General features: G+C 59.3%; 18 protein-coding genes and 1 pseudogene. 15 read left to right on the top strand and 4 right to left on the bottom strand.

What is annotated here, in order from left to right; all coding sequences use genetic code 11:
• Positions 1-60 precede the first annotated feature (60 nt).
• Genes NZ960_02320 through NZ960_02330 form a run of 3 tightly spaced genes read left to right on the top strand, consistent with a single transcriptional unit; the run spans position 61 to position 4,387 of the window.
• On the top strand, positions 61-1,698 hold the full coding sequence (locus NZ960_02320; protein ID MCS7176451.1) for a CTP synthase: 1,638 nt from the start codon (positions 61-63) through the stop codon (positions 1,696-1,698).
• On the top strand, positions 1,695-2,981 hold the full coding sequence (locus NZ960_02325; protein MCS7176452.1) for a hypothetical protein: 1,287 nt from the start codon (positions 1,695-1,697) through the stop codon (positions 2,979-2,981). The genes NZ960_02320 and NZ960_02325 overlap by 4 nt, the downstream gene beginning before the upstream one ends.
• Before the next feature lie 8 nt (positions 2,982-2,989).
• The gene (locus tag NZ960_02330) at positions 2,990-4,387 is read left to right on the top strand and encodes a rhodanese-like domain-containing protein (protein MCS7176453.1); all 1,398 of its coding nucleotides are present in this window, start codon (positions 2,990-2,992) and stop codon (positions 4,385-4,387) included.
• Here the strand turns inward: NZ960_02330 and rsmH are convergent.
• Together rsmH and mraZ are read right to left on the bottom strand one after the other, a co-directional pair.
• Complete coding sequence (rsmH, locus tag NZ960_02335; protein MCS7176454.1) at positions 4,364-5,296, bottom strand: 16S rRNA (cytosine(1402)-N(4))-methyltransferase RsmH; 933 nt, start codon at positions 5,294-5,296, stop codon at positions 4,364-4,366. The genes NZ960_02330 and rsmH overlap by 24 nt on opposite strands.
• Positions 5,293-5,739 (bottom strand): division/cell wall cluster transcriptional repressor MraZ, encoded by a 447-nt coding sequence (gene mraZ / locus NZ960_02340; GenBank protein MCS7176455.1) that lies wholly within the window; start codon positions 5,737-5,739, stop codon positions 5,293-5,295. Before mraZ ends, rsmH begins: the two co-directional genes overlap by 4 nt.
• A 333-nt stretch (positions 5,740-6,072) precedes the next feature.
• Between mraZ and NZ960_02345 the strand changes: the two genes are divergently transcribed.
• Positions 6,073-6,732: a winged helix DNA-binding protein gene (locus tag NZ960_02345; GenBank protein ID MCS7176456.1), complete on the top strand. Its 660-nt coding sequence runs from the start codon at positions 6,073-6,075 to the stop codon at positions 6,730-6,732.
• A gap of 121 nt (positions 6,733-6,853) precedes the next feature.
• Positions 6,854-7,327, top strand: coding sequence for a cytochrome c (locus NZ960_02350; protein MCS7176457.1), 474 nt, complete (start codon positions 6,854-6,856; stop codon positions 7,325-7,327).
• Positions 7,328-7,330: 3 nt separating this feature from the next.
• Here NZ960_02350 and NZ960_02355 read toward each other — a convergent pair whose 3' ends face one another.
• Positions 7,331-8,527 carry a peptidoglycan DD-metalloendopeptidase family protein gene (locus NZ960_02355; GenBank protein MCS7176458.1) on the bottom strand — a complete coding sequence of 399 codons (1,197 nt, stop codon included), beginning with the start codon at positions 8,525-8,527 and terminating at the stop codon, positions 7,331-7,333.
• Positions 8,496-9,761 carry a UDP-N-acetylglucosamine 1-carboxyvinyltransferase gene (murA, locus tag NZ960_02360; protein ID MCS7176459.1) on the bottom strand — a complete coding sequence of 422 codons (1,266 nt, stop codon included), beginning with the start codon at positions 9,759-9,761 and terminating at the stop codon, positions 8,496-8,498. Before murA ends, NZ960_02355 begins: the two co-directional genes overlap by 32 nt.
• A gap of 116 nt (positions 9,762-9,877) precedes the next feature.
• Here murA and accC point away from each other — a divergent pair, with 116 nt between their 5' ends.
• The 10 genes and pseudogenes from accC (at position 9,878) to NZ960_02410 (ending at position 20,714) form a co-directional block, all read left to right on the top strand.
• Positions 9,878-11,236: an acetyl-CoA carboxylase biotin carboxylase subunit gene (gene accC / locus NZ960_02365; GenBank protein ID MCS7176460.1), complete on the top strand. Its 1,359-nt coding sequence runs from the start codon at positions 9,878-9,880 to the stop codon at positions 11,234-11,236.
• 24 nt (positions 11,237-11,260) lie between these two features.
• A complete protein-coding gene (gene gcvH, locus NZ960_02370; GenBank protein MCS7176461.1) occupies positions 11,261-11,650 on the top strand; it encodes a glycine cleavage system protein GcvH in 390 nt (129 codons plus the stop codon).
• Positions 11,651-11,908: 258 nt separating this feature from the next.
• On the top strand, positions 11,909-12,586 hold the full coding sequence (locus NZ960_02375; protein ID MCS7176462.1) for a hypothetical protein: 678 nt from the start codon (positions 11,909-11,911) through the stop codon (positions 12,584-12,586).
• Between the two features lie 470 nt (positions 12,587-13,056).
• A pseudogene (locus NZ960_02380) lies at positions 13,057-13,299 on the top strand (septal ring lytic transglycosylase RlpA family protein).
• Between the two features lie 376 nt (positions 13,300-13,675).
• Positions 13,676-14,572 carry a 4-hydroxy-tetrahydrodipicolinate synthase gene (dapA, locus tag NZ960_02385; protein MCS7176463.1) on the top strand — a complete coding sequence of 299 codons (897 nt, stop codon included), beginning with the start codon at positions 13,676-13,678 and terminating at the stop codon, positions 14,570-14,572.
• The gene (locus NZ960_02390) at positions 14,569-15,156 is read left to right on the top strand and encodes a hypothetical protein (protein MCS7176464.1); all 588 of its coding nucleotides are present in this window, start codon (positions 14,569-14,571) and stop codon (positions 15,154-15,156) included. The genes dapA and NZ960_02390 overlap by 4 nt, the downstream gene beginning before the upstream one ends.
• Positions 15,153-15,653, top strand: a complete 501-nt coding sequence (locus NZ960_02395) for a hypothetical protein (GenBank protein MCS7176465.1) — start codon at positions 15,153-15,155, stop codon at positions 15,651-15,653. The genes NZ960_02390 and NZ960_02395 overlap by 4 nt, the downstream gene beginning before the upstream one ends.
• A 103-nt stretch (positions 15,654-15,756) precedes the next feature.
• On the top strand, positions 15,757-17,076 hold the full coding sequence (purB, locus tag NZ960_02400) for an adenylosuccinate lyase (GenBank protein ID MCS7176466.1): 1,320 nt from the start codon (positions 15,757-15,759) through the stop codon (positions 17,074-17,076).
• Entirely contained in the window at positions 17,073-18,200 is a 1,128-nt protein-coding gene (locus tag NZ960_02405; protein ID MCS7176467.1) for a glycosyltransferase, read from the top strand. The genes purB and NZ960_02405 overlap by 4 nt, the downstream gene beginning before the upstream one ends.
• Before the next feature lie 66 nt (positions 18,201-18,266).
• Complete coding sequence (locus NZ960_02410) at positions 18,267-20,714, top strand: thiamine pyrophosphate-dependent enzyme (protein MCS7176468.1); 2,448 nt, start codon at positions 18,267-18,269, stop codon at positions 20,712-20,714.
• Positions 20,715-20,719 lie beyond the last annotated feature (5 nt).

Genomic DNA, 20,719 nt, shown 5'->3' on the forward strand with positions numbered 1-20,719 from the left:
GCTCGGTGTATTTCGCAGCAGCGATGTACCGGGGAAGAGTGGTTAGGTAGGGGACATGCGATGCCGGTCACGAAGTACATCTTCATCACGGGTGGTGTGCTTTCCTCACTAGGCAAAGGGATTGCAACCGCATCTCTGGGACTACTTCTAAAACAGCGCGGATTCAGCGTAACGGCGCTCAAGTTCGATCCTTACATCAACGTGGATCCTGGCACGATGAATCCCTATCAGCACGGGGAGGTCTACGTCACCGATGATGGTGCTGAGACCGACCTTGACTTGGGGCACTATGAGCGCTTCATGGGCATTACGACCTCGCGGCTCAACAATACAACAGCAGGACAGGTCTACTACGAGGTTATCCAGCGTGAGCGCAAGGGCTACTACTTGGGCAAAACCGTCCAGGTTGTCCCGCACATCACCGATGAGATCAAGCGCCGAATGACCATCTTCGATGGACAGTACGACATCGTGCTCATCGAGATCGGCGGAACGGTTGGGGACATCGAGTCGTTACCGTTCCTTGAGGCTGCCCGTCAGCTCTGCCTGGAGCGGGGAGTACAGAATACGCTCAACATCCACTTGACCTATGTGCCCTACATTCGTTCGGCTGGAGAAGTCAAGACAAAGCCAACCCAGCATTCGGTCAAAGCGTTGATGGAAGCAGGAATCCGCCCCGATATCCTCCTCTGCCGTACGGAGCAGCGGTTGAGCCGTGAGGTCCGCTCAAAGATTGCACTCTTCTGCAACGTAGAGGAGGAGGCCGTCATTGAGGCCCTGGATGTAGAGACGATCTACGAAGTACCGCAGCTCTTCAGTCGCCGAGGGCTTGACACGATCGTGCTGAGGAAGCTCGGCCTCCAAGGGAAGCCCCTTCGGATGGAGTGGTGGAACAGCTTTGTGCGACGCATCAAGCATCCTCGCCACAGCATTACGGTGGCCTTCGTAGGGAAGTACACCCAGTACTGGGACTCGTACAAGAGCATCCTGGAAGCACTCGTCCATGCCGGTGCCGTTGGCAACACCCGGGTCAATATCCGGTGGATCAGCGCCGAGGAGCTGTTGTTCAATGGAACTGTGGAGAACCCTCTGACGGATGTTGATGGTGTCTTGGTTGCTCCTGGGTTTGGAGCCCGCGGAGTAGAAGGCAAGATTGCGGCTGCTGGCTACGCTAGGCGGCATAACATTCCCTACTTCGGTATCTGTCTGGGAATGCAGTGTGCCATCATTGAGTTTGCGCGTAACGTCTGCGGTTGGCCTGAAGCTCATTCGGCCGAATTCGCCCGAACGGATTACAACGTCATTGACCTTCTGCCGGAACAGCGGAAGGTCAAGCAGAAAGGGGGAACGATGCGCCTGGGAGCTTATCCGTGCATTATCCGTAGAGGGACGAAAGCGTGGCAGGCATACAAGCAGGAGCTGGTCTACGAACGGCATCGGCACCGATACGAAGTCAATCCCGATTTCCTGCCGGCACTCCAGGAGCATGGACTCATCGTTAGCGGTAGCTCACCGGACGGGCGGCTCGTGGAGATCGTGGAACTAGCCAATCATCGCTGGTTCGTCGGGGTACAGTTCCACCCAGAGTTTAAGTCACGCGTTCCCACTGGCCACCCGTTGTTCGTAGAGTTCGTTCGGGCGGCGTTGCGCTATCGTCAGGCACGGCAAGGACTGGTGCCAGCGGTGGTAACTGGATGACACCTCAGACGATAATCCTTACAGAGCTGTCGGCCACCACCACGGAGGAGTTTTTTCCGTTCAGTAGCCTGCACTGCCTCTGGGAGCTCCGCTGGGGACCTTTCCAACTCTACGAGTGGTGGCAGCGCCTCTTCCCGAGGGCTCGCATTGCCGTAGCTGTCCCGCCTGAGCGCGAACTATGGCGCCGCTCCTTTCTGGCAAGGACACCAGCAGTAAGCGAAGGTGGGGTCGTAGAGCCGATTCTGGTGGTGAATACACAACTTCTGCCGCTGCGCCGCACCTTCCACACTCTTGCCGGGATATGGCGAGACATGACTGCAGAGCACAAAATATGGGCCGTTCTGACTGAGGGAGTGATGGCGGCGTTGTGGATAGACTCTCCAACGCTTCCAGACGAAGTAGTGGGGCTGGGGAAGGGGCAGTGGCTACCAGAGACTGCGGAGTGGTGTCAACGGATACCGCACGTTGAGCAATCACTGCCACTGCTGCACTCACTATGGGAGCTCATTGCGACACTGCCGGAGGCGTTTGCCGAAGCGGAGTCCATGCTCCCTTTGGGAGTGGACCTGGAGTTGTGGCAACGGCGCGGGGTCTGGATTCTTGCTCCCGAACGGGTTGCCATCGCTCCTACGGCTGAACTTGCTCCTGGAGTTGTCATTGATGCACGCGGTGGGGCGGTCATTATAGAAGACGGGGTCGTCTGCCAGCCCCATGCAGTCCTGCTTGGACCGTGTAGCATCGGGCAGCACTCTCTACTCCGTGCCCATGTTACAATCGGCGCCTGCACCGCCGTTGGAGAGCATTGCCGCCTCGGCGGGGAAGTTGCCCATAGTATCTTCCACGGCTATGCCAATAAACAACATGAGGGGTTCGTCGGGCATTCCTACGTTGGTGAATGGGTAAACCTTGGGGCTGGCACGACGACGTCTAATCTGAAGAACACTTACGGCACTGTGCGGGTACGCTTGCCCGTCGGTGAACGTGACACCGGGATGCAGTTCCTCGGAACACTCTGCGGTGACCATACGAAGACGGCAATAGGTACCTGCCTGCGGACAGGGGCTGTAGTAGGTGTCTGCACGAATATCCTCTCAGGGGGGATGGAGGCTCGGCTAGTTCCCTCTTTCAGCTGGGGAGACACTTGCCAGCCGCAGCCCTATGCCATCGAGAAGGCCCTCGAAGTGGCCCGTCGTGCGATGGCACGTCGCCACAGGGAACTCTTCCCGGAGGAGGTTGAACTCTTGCGTCGTGAATACGAGCGTTGGTGGAGTGAAACAGCTTAGGGATCGCAATGTTCTTCCGGCTGCTTTACGACGAGGCTCTGGCGCAGGCCTCCTACTTCGTAGGATGCGAAGCCACAGGCGAAGCATTGGTGGTGGATCCAACACGAGATGTAGACCGCTACTTAGAATTAGCGTCACAGCATGGATTCCGTATTACGGCTGTTACCGAGACCCATATCCATGCTGACTTCCTGTCGGGTACCCGGGAGCTTGCAGAACGGACTGGAGCGGCAGTCTATCTGTCTGGTGCAGGAACTCCGGACTGGCAGTACCGTTGGGCGACGACGGGGCTAACACTGCTTCAGAACGGGGATACCTTCCGTATAGGGCACTTGCTCATTACCGCGCTCCACACCCCAGGGCACACGCCCGAGCATCTCTGCTTTGCTCTGACGGATCGAGGCGTAGGAGCAACCCATCCGGTGGGCGTCTTTACGGGAGATTTCCTGTTCGTTGGGGATGTTGGGCGACCGGACCTCTTGGAAAGCGCTGTTGGACAGCGCGGAGTAGCTCGGCAGTCGGCGGAGGTGCTCTTTGACTCACTTGCCATCTTGGAGACACTGCCCGACTTCGTCCAAGTCTGGCCTGGACATGGTGCCGGTAGCGCCTGCGGCAAGACGTTGGGAGCAATCCCGCAATCAACGATTGGCTATGAGCGCCGCTACAACCCGGCTTTGCAGATAACGGATCGTACGCGGTTTGTTGAGTTCGTCCTCCAGGGGCAGCCTGACCCACCACTGTACTTTGCACGGATGAAGCGCCTCAATCGGGATGGGGTACCAATCCTTGGCAACCTGCCACAACCGCGGCGACTGACGCTCCAGGAGCTCCGTCCCCTCCTGCCGGAAGTCTGGGTTGTTGATACTCGGTCATGGGGGGAGTTCCAAGAAGGGCATCTCGAAGGATCAATCTTCGCTCCGTTGACGAGGGCCTTTCCGACGGTAGTGGCATCGTACGTACCGGAAGATGCCCCAGTCGTCTTGATCCTTCCAGAGTCTCTCCTCCTGGAGGCCATACGACAACTCGTGCGCGTCGGGGTGGACCGGATCGTGGGGTACGTTGAACCGCACCATCTTTCAGCAGCTAACGGCTTGCTGCAGTCGCTGCCTACCGTAACTGTGGACGAATTGAGCTCGGTACGGCCCGATTCCGTCGTATTGGTGGACGTGCGCAATCACGACGAGTACGCAGCTGGGCATATCCCAGGTGCACTCCACGCTCCCTATGCACGGCTGCCCGAACACCGGGGTCGGTTGCCGAAGGACGCAGAGCTGATAGTCTACTGCTACTCCGGTGAGCGTTCAGCGTATGCGGCTGCTTTGCTGCAGCGGTATGGCTTCCGAGTGCGCCAGTATGCTGGGGGATTCCGGGAATGGGCGCTTTCAGGAGGACCCGTTGAGCGATGAGGGTAGACGTTCAGCGGCGCGGAGCCGTGCGCTCCGACAGCGAGGGTTCTGTTGCACTTCTGCTGCTGATGGCCGTAAAGGCTTTGGGGTAAGGATGCGGAAGAGTGGCACGGAACTTGTTGATGTTTGCCGAAGGAAGTCTTTGACAATTCGGTCCTCCAGTGAGTGGTAGCATAGCACAACTAGGCGTCCGTAGGGTGCCAGCAGTTTCAGTGCGCACTGGAGGGCATCCTGAAGGGCACTGAGCTCGTCATTGACAGCGATGCGGAGAGCCTGGAAGATACGGGCCAGCGACTTCAGGCGGTGGGGAGGTGGGACGACCTCCTCTACCACCGCCCGAAGATCCGCTGTAGTCCGTAGGGGCGCGCTCCGCCGGCGTTGTACGATCCGACGGGCGATCGCCCGGGCTCGAGGCTCTTCGCCGTAGTAGCGAAAGAGCGACGCGAGCTCTTCCTCCGATGCTGCTGCCAGCAGGGCTTCCGCTGTCTGGGGAGAGTCGGGGCTGAAGCGCATGTCTAAAGGCGCCACCGCTCGGAAGGTGAAGCCACGCTCGGGAGTGTCCACCTGATGCCACGACAACCCTAGGTCCAGTAGGAAGCCCTGCACCTTCCCCATTACATCGGTCAATAACGTGCATGCATCCCGGAAGTTCGCCCGCAGCAGGCGGAGGCGCCCCTCCTGGATTTCCCGCGCGAATCGCTGTTGGCAGTATGCTAATGCTTCTGGGTCCACATCCATCCCAATCACGTACCCTGCTGATAGGCGCTCGAGTAGTGCTGCCGTATGTCCACCCCCACCGATCGTTCCATCTACGTAGATGCCCTCTGGCGAGCAGAACCATAGCGCTACAGCCTCCTGCAGCATTGCGGGTACATGGTATGGTCTATTGCCATCAGACAGCGGTCTCATGAAGAGCGCATAACATGTGCGGCAACCTCTTCATAGGACCGAGCAAAGCTTACTAAGTAGCGCTCGAATTCCGCTGGGTTCCAGAACTCGATGTGGTCTACCACTCCGACAATCGTCACCTTGGAGTTGATCCCGGCGAACTCGAGATGGCGGCGGGGGAGCATGATGCGTTGCTGGGCATCCAGTTGCACCTCTTCGCTCCATGCCAGGATCATTCGGAGGAAGAATCTCTCTTGCTCATCGTACTGATTGAGGCGGGCGAACCGCTCTTCATACTTTCGCCATTCGTCCAAGGGGTAGGCTACAATACAGCGGTCCACTCCGCGAGTGACAATGAACGTGTCTTGTGCTTCTGGAGAGAGGCTTCGACGCATCTTAGCCGGTAGGCTCACACGGCCCTTAGCATCTAGGGAGTGGGTCTCCTGTCCCTTGAAGAACGCCACAGTCTGCTACGTGAAGTTGCTACGGACGCGCTGGGAGAATCTCCCACTTTCTCCCACCACTTTGTCTACAAAAAAGGCGGATGCGCTCCATCGCACCTCGCTACCCTTGGTCGTAGGGGGACGGAGTAGGGCTATGAGCCTCAAAATGAGCGTTTTCTTACAAAAATCGTGCATTTGGCATACACCTATCGCCGTTATTGTGTGTTTACAGTTGAAGTCCTCCCGCGGCGGACAGCATTAGGTAGAGTGCCACTGAACAGATTCTCAGTATCAGCGTGACGGACTGAATAGATTTTCACTAGCTTTGTGGTCGCCGCACCAACTCAAAGGAAGATGGCGGAGCGGGGAACCGGACTGAGCCGTCGGCAGCTCCAAGCTCTTCGCTGTATTGCTGAGAGTATTGCAGAGCGGGGATTCCCTCCAACCATTCAGGAACTGTGCCACGCGCTAGGATGTCGCTCTACTAATGCCGTGTACGGGCTCCTCAAGGCCTTAGAAGCAAAGGGATACCTCCGTCGCCTTGCTAGAGGACGTGCTCGGAGTCTACAACTGACGGAGAGAGCTCTTGGAGGTACAGGTCTGTACTCTCAGAAGCACCACGGGCGTGTAGTTCCAGTACTGCGCTCTGGAGTGGTGTTGGATCCAGCTGAGGTGTTCCGGGTACCTGTTGGCTACGTATTCTTGGATCCCCTAGTGTTCCCTGAGGAAGAGCTCTTCGCCCTCACCGTTCCAGATAGCGCTCTGCAAGGGGCCGGGATTCTGAGTGGCGACATCGTCATCGCAGTTCGCTCTAGGGAACTAGTTCCTGGGAGACTCATCGTGGCTTGGGTCAGTAGTACCCTCTTGGTGCGATTTCTGTATCAGACTCCGCGTGGATGGGAACTGCAAGCTTCCGAGCGCTCTGTGCCACCGCTACGCTTCCATGCTTCTGATCAGGATGTCGTCGTCGTAGGGCGGGTCATCGGCCTGTTGCGCCGCTTTACTCAGGGCTGAAAACCGACAGTTCGGTACGGTGATGTAGGTCATGTCGGAAAGCTGGAGATTCTTGGGAATTTTGCCCACGGAAAGGGTCTCTCTTCTTGTGTATGCAAGTCTCACAATCTTTGAAACTCCAATGCGCTGGCTCAGAGTACTCTTCATGCTGCTTCCGTTGGGATTGCTGGGCTGTGGCGGCGCGGAGAAGCCAGAGCCATCTAAGGTGGAGGAAAACGCAGCAATGGAACAGGCTGCAAAGGTCCCGACCGTCGCAGGTGTCTCTGCGGAAGTTATGCAGCGCGGTAAGCAGATCTACGACTCGTACTGCAAGACATGCCATCAAGCGAGCGGACAGGGGATCGCTGGTGTCTACCCTCCACTAGCGAAGTCCGATTACCTGAACGACAAGCGTAAGACTATCCACTCAGTGGTCTTCGGGCTTTCGGGGCCGATTGTAGTTAATGGGAAGCAGTACAATGGGGTTATGCCTGCGGCCCCATACAACGATCAAGACATCGCAGCAGTACTGACCTACGTGTACAACAGCTTTGGCAATCCAGGCGGCATTGTGACCCCTGAGGAAGTTGCAGCGGTCCGCAAGGCTGGAAAGTGAGGCTTACTTGAGCCAGTCGAGTGGGTTGAGAAGCCGGCGCCCGTGCCAAAGCTGGAGGTGAAACCCTTCACCGTCCGGGGTGTTGCCGGCGGAGCCGAGCACAGTCTCGTGTGTGACGCTCGTTCCAGGCTTGACGGCGACGCTACTGAGGTTGCCGTACACAGAGCGGAAGTTGTCAGCATGCTCTACGATGACGACATGCTGGTAGGTCGGCAGCCACTGGATAGCCTTAACGGTACCGGCAGCTACTGGCCGAACAGGGGTGCCGTAAGGTGCGGAGATGTCGATACCGGGATTCTCCCAGCTAACACCTGTTTCTGGGTTGCGGTGGAGACCATATCCCCGAAGGAGCTTTCGGGAGACCAAGGGCCATCGAAATTCTGGACGGCTGGAAAGAGTTGGGGAGGAGAGCTGCGCTGTTGGAGAGGGAGTGCGGGGGGATATTGGCTGAGGTGGAAGCGACGAGTGTCGGCGAGCCTCAGCGATGAGCTGCTCGATAAGCCGTCGGAGCTGCTGAGCGCTCTGCCGGCGCTTCTCCAACTGGAGCCGAAGCTGTCGTTGGCGTTCTCGGGTCTGCCGTAGGAGGTGCTCCTGCCGAGAGAGTGTAGCTGTTAGCTCTCGCTGCTGCTCCTCGCGGCGCTGGAGCCATTGCTGGCGCTGCTGATAGAGCGAGGCAAGCCGGGCTTGGAGTTGGGCCATGACCGCATAGCGCTCCGCTACGTCCTGTTGGCGTGCTGCGTAGTGCAAGAAGAGTGCTGCAGTGTAGTGCTGTAACTGGGATCGGAGTAAGTGGTCTTCGGTGCGTATCCATACGGTGTAGAATTGGCGAAGGAGCCGACGCTGTTGCTCGTTCAAAGTATCATGCTGACGGCGCAGTAGGTCGAGTTGCTGCTGGAGGAGTTGTAGGGAGTCGTCTAGGACCCGGAGCTGTGTCCCGATGGCTACAATGGAGCGTTGTAGGAGCTGGCGGTAGCGACGTAGACGCTCTACCCGCTGCTGTAGGGAGAGTTCCTGGCGCTGTTCGGCTTGGAGCTGCTGTCGGAGCTGGTCAATTGAACGCTGGAGTTCGTTGAGGCGCTGGCGATAACGCTCTAGTTCTGCTGGCTTGGTGCTGGCGGGCGAAGGGAGGTATCCCAGCGCGAAAGCAAGGCAGAACGCAAAGGTCAGTCTAATCAGTCTCCGCTGCTGGGACCCGCTCAATCGCTGCCCCAAGTTGCTGCAGCTTGAGCTCAATGGCTTCATAACCTCGATCCAAGTGGTGGACTCCGAAGACCTCCGTTTGCCCAGTAGCAATCAGGCCAGCGATGATCAGTGCTGCACTAGCCCGGAGGTCGCTAGAGACGACGCTGGCGCCTCGAAGCGGGCGACCACCATAGACCACGGCTGTGTTTCCATGTAGCTCTAGCGCTGCCCCAAGCCGCTGGAGCTCGGCGACGTGCTTAAAGCGGTCGGGGTAGATGGTATCTGTAATCCTGGAGATGCCTGGTGCTTGGAGCATTAAGGCAGTCCACTGAGCTTGGAGATCTGTCGGGAAACCAGGGTATGGTGCTGTTTGGATAGTGCTTGCTCTCGGAGAATCCTCCATGCGGAGCGTGATGGTGTCGCGAGCAATGTGGAGGAGAGCTCCAACACGCTGGAGGGACTCTATTAGTGCTCGAATGTGCTCGGGATTAACGTGGGTCAACGTGACCTCGCCTCGTGTAGCAGCGGCGGCGATCAAGAACGTGCCGGCCTCTATTCGGTCCGGGATAACCTCAATGGCGGCGGGATGCAAGCTAGCAGAACCGACGATGCGCAGCGTTGGGGTCCCTATTCCTTCGATGTGGGCGCCCATCTGGCAGAGGAATTCTGCCAGCTGCGCAATCTCAGGCTCCATTGCAGCGTTGTGCAGGTAGGTTTCGCCTTCGGCTAACGCGGAGGCCATAAGGAGATTGCCCGTCGCTCCGACACTAGGAAAGCGCAGTCGGATGGTCGTCCCGCGTAACCGTTCTGCCCGCGCATACACGCAGTCGTCGCGTAGTTCTACCGTTGCCCCTAACTGCTGCAGGCCCCAGATATGGAGGTCTACAGGTCGAGGGCCCAACGCGCAGCCTCCAGGAAGAGCCACCTCGGCGTAACCGTATCGGGCAAGGAGAGGACCTAAGACGTAAAAGGAGGCTCGCATGCGGCTTACGATCTCCCGAGGCGCCCGGAAGGAGTGCACATTGCGAGTGTCGATCCAGAGCTCGTCTCCCTGCAAGCAGCAGGAGCAACCAAGGGCCTCAAGGAGCTCCATCATCGTGAAGACATCGGTTAGCCGGGGGACGTTCCGGAGAACGTGGATGCCAGGTGCCAGGAGGGTAGCAGGAGCCAAGGCTAGGACAGCATTCTTAGCTCCCGAGATGCGGACCTGTCCTCGTAGTTCCCGTCCACCAGTGATGACCAGCTTCTCCATCCCTGGGCTCCCCAGCAGGGCACCGTGGTGCGGGCAAAAGTAGGGCCTTCAAAGCAAACAGCAATGGGGTTGTAATTTCGTGCACGCGGAGTGTGGTATAGGGCTCCGGCGGTGCCGTGTTTCGCAAAGTTCTGATTGCAAACCGTGGGGAGATTGCCCTCCGCATTATCCGGGCATGCCGTGAGATGGGGATTCGGACGGTTGCCGTGTACTCAGAGGCAGACCGATACTCCCTCCACGTGCGCTTCGCCGATGAGGCAGTATGCATTGGGCCGCCGCCGAGCAAGCAGAGCTATCTCAATATCCCCGCCATCATCGCGGCAGCCGAGGTGACGAATGCTGATGCGATTCATCCAGGCTACGGCTTCTTGGCAGAGAATGAGGCCTTCGCCGAGATCTGCCGTGATTGTGGCTTTGTCTTCATCGGCCCCACCCCCGAAGCAATAGCGAAGATGGGGAATAAATCCGTAGCGAAGGAGACGGTCAAAGCTGCTGGCGTTCCCGTTGTCCCTGGCAGCGACGGGGTTGTTAGTACTCTTAAGGAGGCCAGGGAGGTTGCTCGGGAAATTGGGTATCCGATTATGCTGAAGGCAGCGGCTGGGGGCGGGGGAAAAGGGATGCGGCTTGTAGAGAGCGATGAGGGACTGGAACGAGCCTTCATTCTGGCGCGTAATGAGGCAGAGGCGGCCTTCGGCAATCCCGATGTGTATATAGAGAAGTTCATCGTGCAGCCCCGACACATCGAGTTTCAGGTCTTCGGGGACCACCACGGTACGGTGATCCATCTCAACGAGCGGGAGTGCTCCATCCAGCGCCGACACCAAAAGCTCATCGAAGAGGCTCCTTCCCCGATCATGACACCGGAGCTCCGGCAGGCAATGGGGGAGGCCGCTATCCGAGCAGCCCGCGCTGTAGGCTACGTCAACGCAGGGACGGTGGAGTTCCTAGTGGATAGGGACCGCAACTTCTACTTCATGGAGATGAACACCCGCATTCAAGTGGAGCACCCTGTCACAGAGGAGTCGATCGGTGGGATTGATCTCATCAAGGAGCAAATTCGGGTGGCAGCCGGCGAGCCACTATCGCTGCGTCCCACCCCTCCACGATTCCATGCCATAGAGTGCCGCATCAATGCCGAGGATCCCTTCAACGGCTACCGTCCCTCGCCTGGGGTGATTACAAGCCTTCACTTTCCGGGAGGCCTAGGGGTGCGGGTTGATTCTCACATCTACCAAGGTTACTCCATCCCGCCGTACTACGATTCGCTGATCGCTAAGCTCATTGCTGTAGCGCCAACTCGCGAGGAGGCGATTGCCCGTATGCGGCGGGCTCTAGAGGAGTTCGTTGTCGAAGGTATTGCGACGACGATTCCTTTCCACCTGGCGATGATGAACAACCCTGATTTCATTGCTGGGCAGTTTGATACGCGGTATCTGGAGGAACACGATTGGCGTCAGTATGCGCCTGTAGCGTAGTCAAACATCCGGTCAAGCTTAGCAATGCGCTTTCCCGAAGAGCTCTGGTACACGAAAGATCACGAGTGGCTGCGGGTCGTGGACGGCGTTGGTACAGTTGGCGTTACGGACCACGCCCAGCGTGAGCTTGGGGATATTGTGTTCGTCGATGTCACCGTCAACGTTGGGCAGGTAGTTGAGGCTGGCCAAGTTGTGGCCACGATTGAAGCAGTCAAGACCGTTGCCGATGTGTATTCCCCGGTCCGTGGGAAGGTGCTAGAAACGAACTCGCTGCTCTCAGAGAAGCCTGAGCTCATCAACCAGGATCCATACGGGGAGGGCTGGATCCTCCGGCTCCAGCTAGAAGAACCGCAGCAACTTGATCAGCTTCTAGATGCTGCGGCGTATAAGGCCCTCATCGGGTATGAAGAGTAGCGCATTGAGTGCGGGCACAGGGCTTCCGAAGGGGGATAGGTCATAGGGGTGGTTGTGTGGCCGCGACGACTCGAAGTGGGGGCTTCTTTGCGGGAGAAGGCAATAGGGCAGGGACGTAAGGGAACTGTGACGGCGGCGCTGCATGATTGGGTGAATGTTAGCCGGGCCAAGCCGCGTGTTGACATGCTTCTCTTAAGGGAACGCTACCGAATCCCCGTTCTACGTCTCCCGTCTAGCGAAAGAGCTGTGAGGATGCTGATGCGATGGGTAATACTCCTTGGCTGTGCGGCTGTGCTTACCCTCCAAGCGCAGATCGCAGGCGAGCAAACGGCAGAGATTCCGGATAGCCTTTTCGTCTTTGAGTCGCCTCACCCACTGATCTTGGCAGAGGAGGCTCTACCTGCCACGTGGGGACTCGTTGCGACGTTCTCTGGCAACGGGTTCGGTGGAGGTATCTACTACCAGCAGGCCCTCGGGAAGGAATGTGCCTGGTCAGCGGAACTGACGCTCTCCGGCGCTCGGAACTCTGACGAGTTTGAGGTCTACGATCCCTACTCCGGCACTGTGTACGTTCCGGGCAAGGTCAATCGGTTGTTCCTCATTCCGCTCTCCCTCAGCCTGTCATACTTTCCGTTCAGCGAGTCGCTGGATGAGAGCTTTGCACCGCTTGTCTCTGTGGGCATAGTGCCGACCCTCATCCTCTCTACGCCGTACGCGGAGGAGTTCTTCCGTTCGTTTCGCTATGCTCGATTCTTCCTGCGGCTGGGGGGACATGTGGGGATTGGTGCATATGTCCGCTACGGGAGTCGCGGATTCTTGGGGATTGGTCTGCGGTACTATGCCATCCCCTTCGGCGGTGCGGGTTTGGAGAGTGTTCGCGGACGGCCTATTCAGGATTTCGGGGGCTTCGTGCTGAGCTTGCGGCTGCCATTGTAGTGAGGGCGGGCTGGGTAGGGCGCTCCCGCAGGGGTTTGGAAGCAGCTTCGGCAATCTAGGCAGGAATACATCGACTCCTTGGTGCCGCCTTGTGGACGGAGGCGGGGACATGGGCGGGCTTCTGTGAATTTGCTGTCATTGCTCGTTTAGCAGAGTTTCAGCGGTTTCCGCCTTTTTTGCGGTTACCTCTGGGGCGTGACAAGACAGTCAAGAGTGAAGCAGCGTCCGCTGGACGCTGTTGTTAGCCAGGGAGGGTGGAAGAAGCTCGCAGTAGAAGCATGCTTGGTAACTGGTTCCGGCGATGGTCACCACTCGGGTGGCTTGTGTTCTGGGGTGTCTTCATCGTTGTGCTCTCGGTCACCATCCTCGTGCAGGCACAAGAGCGTGTGGAAAGGGAGGGAGGAGGGCTGACGTCAGACTCCAGCATGGCTGAGCAGCCAACGTTCGCGGAGTGGAGCCCGTTTGCGGTTCAGGAGGGGTTAGCGACGTGGTATGGGCCGGGGTTCCATGGTCGGCGGACAGCTTCTGGGAAGCGATACAACATGCACGAGCTCACCGCTGCTCATCGCTGGCTACCGTTTGGAGCGCTCGTTAAGGTGAGCCTTCCAGATGTGGATTCTGCCGTGGTGGTCCAGATCACTGACCGGGGACCGTTCGTGCGCCGGAGAATCATCGATCTCTCATGGGCTGCAGCAAACACCCTGGGAGTTCGATTGCATCCAGTACGGATTGCTGCATACCTACCGCCACGAGATTCGGCTCAGGTGCTGGGGTTTACTCCTGGCTGGGGAGTCTACGTTGGACGGCGGAGTGCCTTCGTGCTCGTGGATAGCCTGCGGGACTGGACGCAGGCTGTCCGGCGATGGGAGTGGTATCGGCAGGAGGTTCCCACCGCCTGGCTGTTGGCCACGTGGCTGCCGGGGGTCGATAGTGCGGAAGGGGGCGGGCCCGACGCGTTGTGCTTCTACATTGGGGTTCCTCGGGTAGGCGCTGCGAATAGCCTGCTGGGCTATCTGCGGTAAGTCCCAGGACAGAGCTCTGCCATCCCCTATTTTTGCCACTGTGTTGGGCAGGAGGAGGGAGTCAATGGTGCAGCTTCGTGGGACGTTGACGGCTCTGGTGACCCCATTCCAACGCGATGGTTCGGTTGACTGGGCTGCTCTGCGCCGGCTTGTGGAGTTCCAGCTCCAAGCAGGGGTCGAAGGCTTAGTCCCGGTCGGTTCTACAGGGGAGAGTGCAACGCTGAGCTTTGAGGAGAAGGTCGAGATAATTGCGCGGGTCGTTGAATGGGTAGGTGGGCGAGTGCCAGTGGTAGCGGGCACGGGGACAAACGACACTCGGACAACGATAGAGCTGACGCGGCAGGCTCATCGGGTAGGAGCTGATGCCGCGCTGATTGTCTGTCCGTACTACAACAAGCCGACCCAGCAGGGACTCTATGAGCATTTCCGAGCCGTGGCGGAAGCGGTCCCCATCCCGATCGTTCTCTACAACGTTCCAGGGCGGACCGCTGTCAATATGACGGCCGAGACGCAGCTCCGGCTGGCAGAGGAGTTCCCAACAGTTGTGGCTACCAAAGAGGCATCGGCCAATCTAGAGCAGGTGATGGAGATTCTCCGGAATGCCCCACCACACTTTGCCGTCTTGGCTGGGGACGATATGCTGGCGTTGCCGATGATTGTATGTGGGGGCGTTGGGGTGGTCTCTGTCATTGCAAACTATGCTCCGCAGCAGTTTGGAGAGTGCATTCGCTCGGCCCTTGCAGGAGAGTGGGAGCGTGCAAGGACGCTGCACTACGCGCTCTTCCCGCTCATGCGGCTCAACTTCATTGAATCCAATCCCATCCCGGTAAAGGCAGCGCTGGCGATGATGGGACTCATCGAGGAGGTCTACCGGCTACCGCTGACACCACTGCAGCCGCGCCATCGGGAGCTGCTAGAGCGTGCCCTGCGGGAGGCGGGGATACTACAGGGAGCTGCGGTATGAGCTGGCGAGTGCTGGTAGTGGTAGGGCTGGCGGGGTGTGGGCTGTTGAGTCCGCGGACACCACAGCCGCCAGAGTACGGGGGTGCCCAAGAGTACCAACAACCCACAACACCAGCGGCAGTGGTGGAAAACTTCCAGCATGCAGTTGCCCGCCAGGATGTGGTTGCTTTCCTGCGGTGTCTACTGGACAGCACCGAAGCGCCGGGAAGGAGCTACCGCTTTGAGCCTTCTGGGCAAGCATTAGCCCGGTATGGAGCCGTCTTTGCCCACTGGGATCGTGAAGCAGAGCGGCAGAGCTTCCTGGGAATGGTGAGCCGCGTACTGCCAGGAGCAGCGCCGGAGTTGATCCTCATCGCTCCGGTCTTCGAGCTGCAGACGCCGGATTCAGCGGTCTTCCGGGCGGAGTATCGGTTGTCGGTCCCCCATCGGGAGCCAGGAGTGCCGGGGACAGCACGTGGAATGCTACGGTGGACGCTCGTTCCTCTCCCTAACGGCTTCTGGGTTATTCAGCGGTGGACTGATTTGGACGCCGCAGATACGGCAGCGATTAGCTGGAGCGTGTTCAAAGCACTCTGGCGACTATGAGGGCGGCTGCTGTGGTAGCGCTGGCTGTAATGACTGGGGGATGCCTCAACCCGTTCGCGCCCCGACTCGCTGAGGAGGTGGCTGAACACGAGGCGATAGCGGACCAGCGGACGGTTACGGGGCTCTTCCAGAAGTTCCGCTATGCTTACGTCTTGCGCGATACCCTCCTCTACGGGCAGCTCCTGGATTCGGCCTTCACGTTCTCTTACCGCAACTACGAGCTGGGGGTGGACGTGGTGTGGGGTCGCCAAGAAGACATGCGGGCTACGGCAGGTCTGTTCCGTGCGGCGCAGCACATCGAGCTAGTCTGGCACGAGATTGTCGACTTCTACGGGGATTCGGTGCAGTGCGTCGTCTCGCGAGGCTTTGCTTTGGAGATTGCGTTCTCCCCAACGGATGTTGTCCGAATTGGCGGGCGAGCTACCTTCCGACTGCAACGCTCCCAGCCCGATCAGCCGTGGCGGATTGTGAGCTGGCGTGATGAGTCCATGGAGTAAGGTTACGTGACCTTCGCAGAACGTAGCGGGCTGCCGTGTCCTTCAGCGGTGCCCTTACGCTCTCCCCCTATTTTTGCGGCTGTGGAATTGGCGGTGCGCAGGCATGATTGCGCGGTACAGTAGACCGCAGATGGCAGCGGTCTGGGAGGAAGGAGAGAAGCTGCGCATCTGGCTGGAGATTGAGCTTCTGGTTTGTGAAGCGCTGGAGAAGTACGGGTGGGTCCCTGTGGGGGTTGCGGAGCGCATTCGGCAGAAGGTGCGTATCCTCCCCGAGCGGATTGCAGAGTGGGAGCGGAAGGTGAAGCACGATGTCATCGCTTTCCTCAGTAGCTTAACGGAGCAGCTCGACGAGGAGGGGCGATACCTCCACTTTGGGCTAACCTCCAGCGATATCGTGGACACAGCCCTAGCAGTCCAGTTGCGGAGGGCGGGGACTATCTTGCTGGCGGAGCTTGAGGAGCTAGAAGATGCGCTGTGGCAGCGGGCGCAGGAATTTCGGGAGACGCTCTGTGTCGGGCGGACGCACGGCGTCCATGCCGAGCCGATGACCTTTGGGCTGAAGTTTTTGAGCTGGTTTCAGGAGTGTCGCCGTAATTGGGAACGCCTTCGGATAGCTGTGGATGGTATCAGCTACGGGAAGCTCAGCGGCACGATTGGGACCTATACGCAGTTGCCTCCGGAGGTGGAGGCGTACGTCTGCGAGCGCCTGGGACTGAAGCCAGAACCGGTGGCGACGCAAGTCGTGCCCCGCGATCGCCATGCCCATTTCCTGGCTACCTTAGCCCTCATCGGCGGCATGTGCGAGCGGATTGCTACTGAAGTACGCCACTTGCAGCGTACAGAGGTGCGAGAAGCAGAAGAGCTCTTCTCTGAAGGCCAGCGCGGGAGCTCGGCCATGCCGCACAAGCGCAATCCGATTCATGCTGAGCGCGTCTGTGGCTTAGCTCGTCTGTTGCGCTCCTACGCGCTCGTAGGCTTTGAGAACATCGCGCTGTGGCATGAGCGAGATATCTCTCACAGTAGCACGGAGCGTGTCGTCCTGCCCGATGCTACGGTTGTGGCAGACTACATGCTGGGGCTCGTGACGGAGCTGGTGAAGACCCTCCAGGTCTATCCAGAGCGCATGCGGCAGAACTTGGAGTTGACGCAAGGGCTCATCTACTCGCAGACGGTCCTCCTGGAGTTAGTCCGACGGGGCATGAGTCGAGAGGAGGCGTACCGCGTAGTCCAGAGAGCGGCTATGGAAACCTGGCAGACTGGCCATCCCTTCTGGGAGACATTGTGGGAACAGCCCGAAGTTCGCGAACACTTGGGCTCTCGAGAAGCGCTTGCACAGTTGCTGGCGCCTGAAAGGCTGCTCCGCAATGTTGGTTACCTCTTCGAGCGTAGCGCTGTGTCCAGAGCTTCGGCACCATCGGCATGAGCTGGGTAGAGTGGCTCTGCCTCCTTGGTGTCGCAAGCTACGTCGTGCGGGGGAGTTTCTTCGTGCTCGGGGCTTGGCGGGAGTGGCGGCGGGACCGTGCCGCGAAGGGAGTAGCCCCCGAGGGGGAGTTACCGAGTGTTTCGGTCATCATCCCCGCCCGTAATGAAGAGCGGACCATAGCCCGCTGCGTTGAGTCGGTCATGGCCTCCGACTATCCTCAGTTCGAGGTCATCGTCGTGGATGACCGTTCAACTGACCGGACTGCGGAGGTGCTGCAGGAGCTGCAGCAGCAGTACGGAGAACGTCTCCGTGTCATCCATCGAAGGGAGGAACCGCGGGAACGGAACCTTCAAGGTAAGGCCGGGGCCCTGCATTGCGGAATGGAACAGGCCCGCGGCGAGGTTGCTGCCTTCACCGATGCTGATTGTGTCGTGCCGCCGACATGGCTGCGGGCCGTTGTTGCCCCATTCTGTCATCCAGAGGTTGGCTTTGTAGCTGGGCTGACGGTAGTCAGCGGCCGACGGCTCTTTGACCATATCCAAGCGGCGGAGTGGCTCCTCCTTGGAGCGGCTGGGGGCGCGGGAGTGGGGTGGGGACAAGCGCTGGGCTGTTACGGCAACAACATGGCAGTACGATGCCAGGCATACTGGGACGTTGGTGGGTATGCCCGTATTCCGTTCTCTGTCACCGAGGACCTTTCGCTGCAGCAGGCAATCCGCCGCCGTGGGTGGCGGATGCGCTTCCTCTTCAGCCCAGAGGGGATGGTCAGCACGCTGCCAGTTGCAACCGTTTGGGACCGGCTGCGCCAGCTCCAGCGGTGGGGGCGAGGGGGATTGCTATTAGGGGGGTGGGCAGTGGGGTTCGGGATGACAACGGTGCTGTTCTGGGGGGCAGTGTTTGCCGCCTTGCTGGTGGGGGAGTGGCTGTGGACTCTTGGGCTAGTAGGGTGTCGTCTGGTAGCCGATGGCGCGTTAGGGGTCTTGGCCACATGGACTCTGCGACGGTGGCAGCTTCTCTGGGCTCTCCCGCTGGGAATTCTGACATTAGCCGTCGTCGAGCTCGTGCTGCCCTTCCTCGTCTTCTTGCAGCCGCGCGTACGCTGGAAGGGGCGCACCCTATCGTAGGTACCGCCAGTAACGGCCCTTAGGGCTTTTCGTAATTTTGGCGCTGTATGCTCCCAAGGAGCTCCTATGGCGACGGTGCGACATCGCAAGGTTCGGCCGGTTTCGGCTGATGGACTATGGCGGTTGCCGGAGTGGGTGACACCGCAAGAGGTGCTCCGAGACTACCGCCTCTGTTGGGAGAGCCGCCATGCCAGTCTGCTAGGGAGGCGGGAGGTCCTGACGGGGAAAGCCAAGTTCGGCATCTTCGGCGATGGCAAAGAGGTCGCCCAGGTGGCGATGGCCAAGGCCTTTCGGCCTGGAGACTGGCGCTCAGGATACTACCGTGACCAGACGCTCCTGATGGCTCTGGGGCTATTGACGCTAGAACAGTTCTTCGCCCAGCTCTACGCCCATGCTGATGAAGAGGCTGAGCCCCATTCGGCAGGACGGCAGATGAACTGCCACTTCGGCGGGCGTCTCATTGACCGCAACGGTAACTGGCTGCCCCAGACTGTCCGCGTGAACATTGCCTCCGACATATCGCCGACGGGATCGCAGATGCCCCGCCTCGTAGGGCTGGCGTATGCATCGCGCCTCTATCGGGAGCTACCGGAGTTGCGGCAGTTCCGCGAGTTATCGGACAATGGGAATGAGATTGCCTGGGGCACGATTGGCAACGCTACGTGTGCCGAAGGGATGTTCTGGGAGGCGGTCAACGCAATCGGTGTGCTCAAAGCCCCGGCAATCATCTCTATCTGGGACGACGGCTACGGTATCTCCGTTCCGAACGAGCACCAAGTGACGAAGTCCAACATTTCGGCTCTGCTCGAGGGCTTCCGACGGACTCCAGGGCAGCGCGATGGGTTTGAGATCTACACAGTTCGTGGCTGGGACTATCCAGCACTGGTTGCAGTCTACCAGCACGCTGCCGAACTTGCGCGGCGCGAGCACATTCCTGCCATCATCCACGTCACAGAGCTGACGCAACCGCAGGGGCATTCCACTAGCGGCAGCCACGAGCGCTACAAGCCGCCAGAGCGGTTGCAGTGGGAGCGTGAGCACGACTGCCTGGTGCGGATGCGACAGTGGATCCTCCAGGAAGGGATAGCGACGGCAGAGGAGCTCGACGAAATTGAGCGGCAAGCTGCTGAGACTGTTCGGCAGGCGAAGGAGCGAGCTTGGCGAGCCTACCAGGAACCCATCTTGCGGGAGCGAGCGGAGCTTGCGGCCCTTCTGCAGGAGTTAGAGAGCGTTAGCTCACGCTCTGAGGAGATAGCCCAGGTGCGGGCGGAGCTGCTCGCTGTTCGAGAACCCGTCCGCAAGGACTTGATGGTGGCAGTCAACCGTGCCCTCATCGCTGTAGCTTTTGAGCCGAGCCCACAGCGGGACCGGATTGTGCGCTGGCGCTGGGCACTGGAGGAGCAGCAAGCGGAGCGCTATAGCTCGCACCTCTACAGTCAAACGCCGTTTTCAGCGCTGCGCGTGCCAGAGATTCCACCAGTGTACGCGGAGGACTCACCGCTGGTGAACGGGTTTGAGGTCATCAACGCCTGCTTCAACGAAGCGTTGCGACGTGATCCCCGTGTCATCATCTTTGGCGAGGACGTCGGGCGGTTGGGAGATGTCAACCAAGGATGTGCGGGACTGCAGGCGCGTTATGGAGAGCTTCGAGTCAGTGATACGGGCATCCGGGAGTGCACAATCGTAGGACAGGCCATCGGGATGGCATTGCGCGGCCTGCGCCCGATAGCGGAGATCCAATACCTGGACTACCTGCTCTACGCCCTGCAGATCATGTCCGATGACATCGCCACGATGCGGTGGCGGACGAAGGGGATGCAGCGGGCACCCGTCATCATCCGTACCCGCGGGCATCGGCTGGAGGGAATCTGGCACTCTGGTTCCCCGATGGCAGGGATTATCAACCTCGTGCGGGGGATGCTGGTGCTGGTTCCGCGCGACATGACGCGGGCGGCAGGATTCTACAACACGGTCCTCCGCTCCGATGATCCGGCGCTAATTGTGGAAGTCCTCAACGGCTATCGGCTTAAAGAACGGTTGCCAGCCAATATCGGCGAGTTCACTGTACCAGTCGGGGTCCCAGAGGTCCTGCGAGAGGGCACGGACATCACCATCGTGACCTATGGAGCCTGCTGTCGAATCGTGCTGGAAGCTGCCCAACTGCTGGAGCGAGTCGGGATTAGCGCGGAGGTGATCGACGTCCAGTCACTGGTGCCGTTCGACATCCACCATCGGATTGTGGAGTCGCTGAAGAAGACCAATCGCATTCTGTTCGTGGACGAGGACGTTCCTGGGGGAACCACGGCGTACATGATGCAGCAGGTCTTAGAGGTTCAAGGTGGTTACCGCTGGCTGGATTCGCCACCGAAGACCCTGCCGGCCCAGGAGCATCGGCCTGCGTACGGGACGGATGGTGACTACTGGTCCAAGCCGAACGTGGAGCAGGTTTTCGAGGCGGCGTACATGGTCCTGCATGAGGCTGATCCACGTCGCTATCCACTCTTCTTCCGATGAGCTTG

Origin of the sequence: Candidatus Kapaibacterium sp. (assembly GCA_025059875.1) — a bacterium.
Classification (GTDB): Bacteria; Bacteroidota; Ignavibacteria; order Kapaibacteriales; family HRBIN21; genus HRBIN21.

Excerpts from the sequence above, each read along its gene's own strand:
- NZ960_02320 (MCS7176451.1), top strand. The coding sequence starts at position 61 with ATGCCGGTCACGAAGTACATCTTCATCACGGGTGGTGTGCTTTCCTCA.
- NZ960_02325 (MCS7176452.1), top strand. The coding sequence starts at position 1,695 with ATGACACCTCAGACGATAATCCTTACAGAGCTGTCGGCCACCACCACG.
- NZ960_02330 (MCS7176453.1), top strand. The coding sequence starts at position 2,990 with ATGTTCTTCCGGCTGCTTTACGACGAGGCTCTGGCGCAGGCCTCCTAC.
- rsmH (MCS7176454.1), bottom strand. The coding sequence starts at position 5,296 with ATGAGACCGCTGTCTGATGGCAATAGACCATACCATGTACCCGCAATG.
- NZ960_02345 (MCS7176456.1), top strand. The coding sequence starts at position 6,073 with ATGGCGGAGCGGGGAACCGGACTGAGCCGTCGGCAGCTCCAAGCTCTT.
- NZ960_02350 (MCS7176457.1), top strand. The coding sequence starts at position 6,854 with ATGCGCTGGCTCAGAGTACTCTTCATGCTGCTTCCGTTGGGATTGCTG.
- murA (MCS7176459.1), bottom strand. The coding sequence starts at position 9,761 with ATGGAGAAGCTGGTCATCACTGGTGGACGGGAACTACGAGGACAGGTC.
- gcvH (MCS7176461.1), top strand. The coding sequence starts at position 11,261 with ATGCGCTTTCCCGAAGAGCTCTGGTACACGAAAGATCACGAGTGGCTG.
- NZ960_02375 (MCS7176462.1), top strand. The coding sequence starts at position 11,909 with ATGCGATGGGTAATACTCCTTGGCTGTGCGGCTGTGCTTACCCTCCAA.
- NZ960_02390 (MCS7176464.1), top strand. The coding sequence starts at position 14,569 with ATGAGCTGGCGAGTGCTGGTAGTGGTAGGGCTGGCGGGGTGTGGGCTG.
- NZ960_02395 (MCS7176465.1), top strand. The coding sequence starts at position 15,153 with ATGAGGGCGGCTGCTGTGGTAGCGCTGGCTGTAATGACTGGGGGATGC.
- purB (MCS7176466.1), top strand. The coding sequence starts at position 15,757 with ATGATTGCGCGGTACAGTAGACCGCAGATGGCAGCGGTCTGGGAGGAA.
- NZ960_02405 (MCS7176467.1), top strand. The coding sequence starts at position 17,073 with ATGAGCTGGGTAGAGTGGCTCTGCCTCCTTGGTGTCGCAAGCTACGTC.
- NZ960_02410 (MCS7176468.1), top strand. The coding sequence starts at position 18,267 with ATGGCGACGGTGCGACATCGCAAGGTTCGGCCGGTTTCGGCTGATGGA.